A 5,135-nucleotide genomic window follows, 5' to 3' on the forward strand; every position below is an offset into this window, starting at 1 on the left:
GTAACTTTCGCTACGTTATCCCCCACTCCTGGGTACGTTCCGATATTTTACTCACCCGTTCGCCACTCGCCACCAGAGCAAGCTCCGTGCTGCCGTTCGACTTGCATGTGTAAGGCATGCCGCCAGCGTTCAATCTGAGCCAGGATCAAACTCTTTAGTTTAATCTCTGTTTTATCACCATTGACAAAAATGGTTCGCTCACTCAAAATACTGACAGTATTACTACTGCTTATTTCTTGTTGAGCATTTAATGCTTTTTGTTGCAGCATCAAACGCCCACATTTATCGACTGTAATTTTTTAAAGATCATTCTGTACTGCTTGCTGCGAATCGTTGTGTCCGTCAGCGAAGAGATGAGATTATGCTTTACGGCATTCATTCCGTCAACCCTCTTTTTTCAACTGATACAATCGCTGCCTTTGATTTCGATAGAAAGCAGCAATGAGCAACACGATTAAACGCGGCGGTTTCAGTTCCAGCTTTGGCGTGCTGGCAGCGACCCTGGGCTCCGCCGTAGGCCTGGGCAATATCTGGAAGTTCCCTTATCTGACTGGCGCCAACGGTGGCGCCGGCTTCCTGCTGATCTATCTGCTGGCCACACTGGTCATCGGTCTGCCAGTGATGATCGCGGAGATCACCATGGGCCGCACCGCCAGAGCCAACCCGATCACGGCGTTGCAAAAGCTCAGTCCGAAAAAGAGTCTGCCGTGGTGGCTGGTCGGCGTGGCCGGCATGGTGGCGGCCTTCCTGATCCTGTCGTTCTATTCTGAAGTCGTGGCCTGGGTATTCGCCTACGTAGTGAAAGCCATCGGCGGCAGCATTCTCAGTAGCGACCGCCATGTAACGGAAAGCGCTTTCAGCACCTTGATCAGCGATCCCGTTCAGTCACTGCTGTGGCAGTGGGGCGTGCTGGCCTTTATTGGCGGCATCTTGCTGATGGGGGTGACCAAGGGCATTGAAGGCATCACCAAGAAGCTGATGCCGGTACTGTTCCTGCTGCTGATGCTGCTGTGCGCGGTCAGCCTGTCCCTGGATAAGGCAGCGGACGGCCTGGCCTTCCTGTTCCGTCCGGATTTCAGCAAGATTAGCGCCGGCGTCATCCTGACCGCCATGGGCCTGGCCTTCTTCAAGCTGTCGCTGGGCATGGGTACCATGATGACGTATGGCTCCTACTTCCGCGACGATCAGAACATCCCGGCGACGACGCTGCGCGTGATGCTGGCCGACCTGTTCGTCTCCATGCTGGCCGGCATTGCCATCTTCCCGGCGGTATTCACGTTTGGTTTTGAGCCAGCCGCCGGCCCGCCACTCGTGTTCATCACCATCCCTGCGGTGTTCTCGCAAATTCCTGGCGGCCAGCTGCTGATGATCACCTTCTTTGTCCTCGCATCGGTCGCCGCCACCGGCGCCATGCTGTCGCTGATGGAAGTCCCGGTCGTGATCCTGCACGAACGCCTGGGCATGAGCCGCCCGAAAGCCACGCTGGTCACCATCGCCACGCTGATGGTGCTGGGCTCATCCTGTGCGCTGACCAACAGCACGCTGGCCAGCTTCAAATTGTTCGGCATGAATATGTTTGACCTGTTTGACTTCGCCTCGTCCAATGTGCTGCTGCCGCTGGGCGGTATTTTGCTCGCCGTGTTTGTGGGCTGGGTGTGGGGCAAGGACAAGTTCCAGCAAGCGCTGTCCAATCAGGGAGCGTTGCGTAATCACGTCACCGTCAGCGCGGTGTTTTTCCTGCTGCGCTATGTGTCCCCTCTGCTGATCCTGGCAGTGATGCTGAAAGGCCTCGGATTGTTCTGAAACGCTGATATATACTGGCCGCACCATGAGAACTCAGGGTGCGCGATGAACCAGAGCGAGATCCCCGTAGTGCCAATGCCGACGATACTGATCGTCGACGATTCACCATCGTATCTGGCCGCGCTGCTGGACAGGCTGGAACGGCACGGCTTTCTGATCGTGCTGGCACAGACCGCTGCCGAGGGCCTGATGCGCGCCGAGTTCGCCGAGCCTGACCTGATCCTGCTCGATGTGGTCATGCCGGACATCGATGGCTTTGAAGCCTGCCGCCGCCTCAAGGCCGGCAAGAAAACCAAGGATGTGCCGGTCATCTTCATGACCGGCCTCACCGATCCCAAACAGAAAGTCACGGGCTTCGACGCGGGCGGCGTCGACTACATCACCAAGCCGTTTCAGATCGAGGAAGTCCTCGCGCGCATCAATACCCACCTGGCGCTGCGCCGCGCCAACCGTGAACTTCAAGACATGATTGCCACCCTGGCACAGGCACGCGAAGACCTGGTGCGCAATGAAAAACTGGCCGGACTGGGTGCACTGGTGGCCGGCATCGCGCATGAGTTGAACACCCCGATCGGCAACAGCCTGATGGCAGCCACCACGTTTGAATCGCAGACGGATGACATCTGCCGCCACATCAGCGCCGAAGGCGGCATTACGCGCACCGAGTTTGAACGCTATATCGAAAACGCCAGGCTATCGGTGGACATCCTCGCGCGCAATCTGCATCGCGCGGCGGACATCGTCACCAACTTCAAGCAGGTGGCGGTGGATCAGACCAGCTCCCAGCGCCGCAGCTTCCTGCTGGCGGAAGTTGTTACCGGCAACCTGCTGACGCTGCAGCCCACCATCAAGCGCACACCGTTTGTCATTCAGCAGCATGTGCCTGCGGAGCTGATGATGGAAAGTTATCCTGGCCCACTGGGGCAGGTGGTGACCAATCTGATTAACAACGCCATCCTGCACGGCTACGAAGGCCGCAATGAAGGTTTGATTGCGGTGATGGCGAGCCTCTCTGCGCAAGGCTGGGTGACGCTGAGCGTGGAGGATCACGGTGTCGGCATCGCGCGCGAGGATTTGCCGCGCATCTTCGATCCCTTCTTCACCACCAAGATGGGCGTGGGCGGTTCAGGCCTGGGCCTGAACATCGTCCACAACATCGTTACTGAGATTCTCGGCGGCCGCATCGACGTCACCAGTGAAGTGGGTGGGGGCACCCGCTTCACGCTGACCTTGCCGATGTCGGCGCCGATCAAATAGACCTTACTCCTGCGACCACACGGCCAGAATGCCGTCGGTTACGTCGACCTTGTGGTTGGCCAGGTGCTGGATGATGACGTAGGCATTGCTGCCATCGGTGCGCGGATAGCGATAGGCCGTGAATCCCAGCAGCTTGCCCGTCGACAGGTCAGGCTGTGTTTGGCCATTGAGGATCTGCGTTACCGCAACCGCATTAAACGTCAGGACGCCAGAGCTGAGCGGGAAGGTGCCATTACCCTGGCCATCAAACGACATCGACTTCAGATTGTTGCCGCCCGTCGTGCAGTTCTCGCGGTAGACAGTGAACGTCTGGTTGGCCAGATCCGCTGCGTTGAGCAGCTGCACGGCGGCGCGGGTCACCAGCACATCGGTGGATTTGACGATACTGCCGGCCGGGGTACTGACATTCTGGCACAGCATGTTCACGGACGGGAGTACGCCATTGCCGATGCCGGCAGCGGCAACCACCGGCGCATCATAGCTGAGCACGGCGGCATTGCGATAAAACTTGATAGTCTGGGCCGTCAAACCATAGGTCAGGCTGCCGCCCAGCGGCTGGAGCACGCCACTGGCCAAGTAGGAATAGCTGGCGCCATACAAGGGCGTATTCGTCGACAGGTCTTGCAGGTAATTGAAGCCGGCGTAACGCGACACCATCGGGAACGGCGGCTCGCCCTGCATCGCCGCGATGAAGCTCACAATCGTGTCGCGGAAGGCGGTCATATCCGTGGTCGCCGTGATGCTTGCGAGCAGGTCGCGCGCAGCCTGGTTGTTCGACAGCGACTCATAGGCGCTAACTTTGCCCGGCGTGTCGAGCAGAGAGGTGAAGATCGTCGCCGCCTGGATTTTTTTGCTGACCACCAGCGCATCATCATTCTGCGCGCCACTGAGAATCCGCAGCACAGCCTGCGCGGGTGCGATTTCCTTCCGGTCGAGGAAGCCGGCCCAGTACTGGATGCCGCTCAATTCGGCATTGCGGTTGAATCCATTGAGATAAATGGCGTTGACGAGGGAGGCATTATTGCGGACATACAGGTCACCAAATTCCTGGCTGGCGGCAAACCCATCCAGTGCACTGCTGGCCTGCCCATCCGCAGCATAGGCGGTGATCAGCTCCGGCAGCGTGGTGGGCAAATTGCGGTCACTGAAGATGCGGCTCCAGAACTCCAGTCCCTTGGCGTCGGCAGGACGGCCAAAGAAACCGATGTAGATGCTCTGTACCGCCTGGGTGTATTCCGCCGGCGCATGCTGTGCGCCCTGGGCGATGCGCGATCCTAGTACCGTCGCTTTGGGGGACGGCGAATCGCTGTTGGAGCCGCCACACGCTGCGAGCAGCACAGCCATGGAGCACAGGGATGCAAACTGAAAGGCAGGTTTCATGATCGTCCTTAAATTAGAAGGAAAACAATCATACCTTTTTTATAACTAGATAGATACAAAAAAGCCCGCACAGAACGCTGAGCGGGCTTTTTCTTATAACTAGCTTGACGATAACCTACTTTCACACTGGTTGCAGCACTATCATCGGCGCAGAGTCATTTCACGGTCCTGTTCGGGATGGGAAGGGGTGGGACTGACTTGCTATGGTCATCAAGCTTTAACTTGTACAGGCTTCGCGTCTTTTTCCGCGCCGCCTTGAAATCTGGAAGACAGTATTATAAACGATTTATACCGTTTATCAAGTAATTGTTTTAGGTAATGAAGCGTAATCAACGCAACGATTCTTAAAGCCATAACCTGCTAAGGTTATAGGGACAAGCCGTACGGGCAATTAGTATCAGTTAGCTTAATGCATTACTGCACTTCCACACCTGACCTATCAACGTCCTGGTCTCGAACGACCCTTCAAAGAGCTCAAGGCTCTGGGAAATCTCATCTTAAGGCAAGTTTCCCGCTTAGATGCTTTCAGCGGTTATCTCTTCCAGACTTAGCTACCCGGCAATGCCACTGGCGTGACAACCGGTACACCAGAGGTCTGTCCACTCCGGTCCTCTCGTACTAGGAGCAGCCCCCTTCAAATTTCCAACGCCCACGGCAGATAGGGACCAAACTGTCTCACGACGTTTTAAACCCAG

At 56.9% G+C, this 5,135-nt stretch carries 3 protein-coding genes and 3 rRNA genes; 2 read left to right on the forward strand and 4 right to left on the reverse strand.

What is annotated here, in order from left to right:
- A 16S ribosomal RNA gene (locus BUA36_RS29735) occupies window positions 1-161 on the reverse strand; the annotation flags it as partial.
- A 280-nt stretch (window positions 162-441) separates the two neighbouring features.
- Between BUA36_RS29735 and BUA36_RS29740 the strand changes: the two genes are divergently transcribed.
- Together BUA36_RS29740 and BUA36_RS29745 are read left to right on the forward strand one after the other, a co-directional pair.
- A complete protein-coding gene (locus BUA36_RS29740; protein WP_072791120.1) occupies window positions 442-1,803 on the forward strand; it encodes a sodium-dependent transporter in 1,362 nt (453 codons plus the stop codon).
- Window positions 1,804-1,848: 45 nt separating this feature from the next.
- Complete coding sequence (locus BUA36_RS29745) at window positions 1,849-3,060, forward strand: sensor histidine kinase (RefSeq protein WP_084560428.1); 1,212 nt, start codon at window positions 1,849-1,851, stop codon at window positions 3,058-3,060.
- Window positions 3,061-3,063: 3 nt separating this feature from the next.
- Here BUA36_RS29745 and BUA36_RS29750 read toward each other — a convergent pair whose 3' ends face one another.
- The 3 genes from BUA36_RS29750 to BUA36_RS29760 all read right to left on the reverse strand — a co-directional run.
- Window positions 3,064-4,440 carry a DUF4214 domain-containing protein gene (locus tag BUA36_RS29750; RefSeq protein WP_139260753.1) on the reverse strand — a complete coding sequence of 459 codons (1,377 nt, stop codon included), beginning with the start codon at window positions 4,438-4,440 and terminating at the stop codon, window positions 3,064-3,066.
- Between the two features lie 102 nt (window positions 4,441-4,542).
- A 5S ribosomal RNA gene (gene rrf / locus BUA36_RS29755) occupies window positions 4,543-4,655 on the reverse strand.
- A 155-nt stretch (window positions 4,656-4,810) separates the two neighbouring features.
- A 23S ribosomal RNA gene (locus BUA36_RS29760) occupies window positions 4,811-5,135 on the reverse strand; the annotation flags it as partial.

This window comes from Duganella sacchari (assembly GCF_900143065.1).
GTDB classification, from domain to species: domain Bacteria; phylum Pseudomonadota; class Gammaproteobacteria; order Burkholderiales; family Burkholderiaceae_D; genus Rugamonas; species Rugamonas sacchari.

What these genes read in the sequence shown, in the direction of transcription:
- BUA36_RS29740 (WP_072791120.1), top strand. Translation starts at nt 442, where the DNA reads ATGAGCAACACGATTAAACGCGGCGGTTTCAGTTCCAGCTTTGGCGTG.
- BUA36_RS29745 (WP_084560428.1), top strand. Translation starts at nt 1,849, where the DNA reads ATGAACCAGAGCGAGATCCCCGTAGTGCCAATGCCGACGATACTGATC.
- BUA36_RS29750 (WP_139260753.1), bottom strand. Translation starts at nt 4,440, where the DNA reads ATGAAACCTGCCTTTCAGTTTGCATCCCTGTGCTCCATGGCTGTGCTG.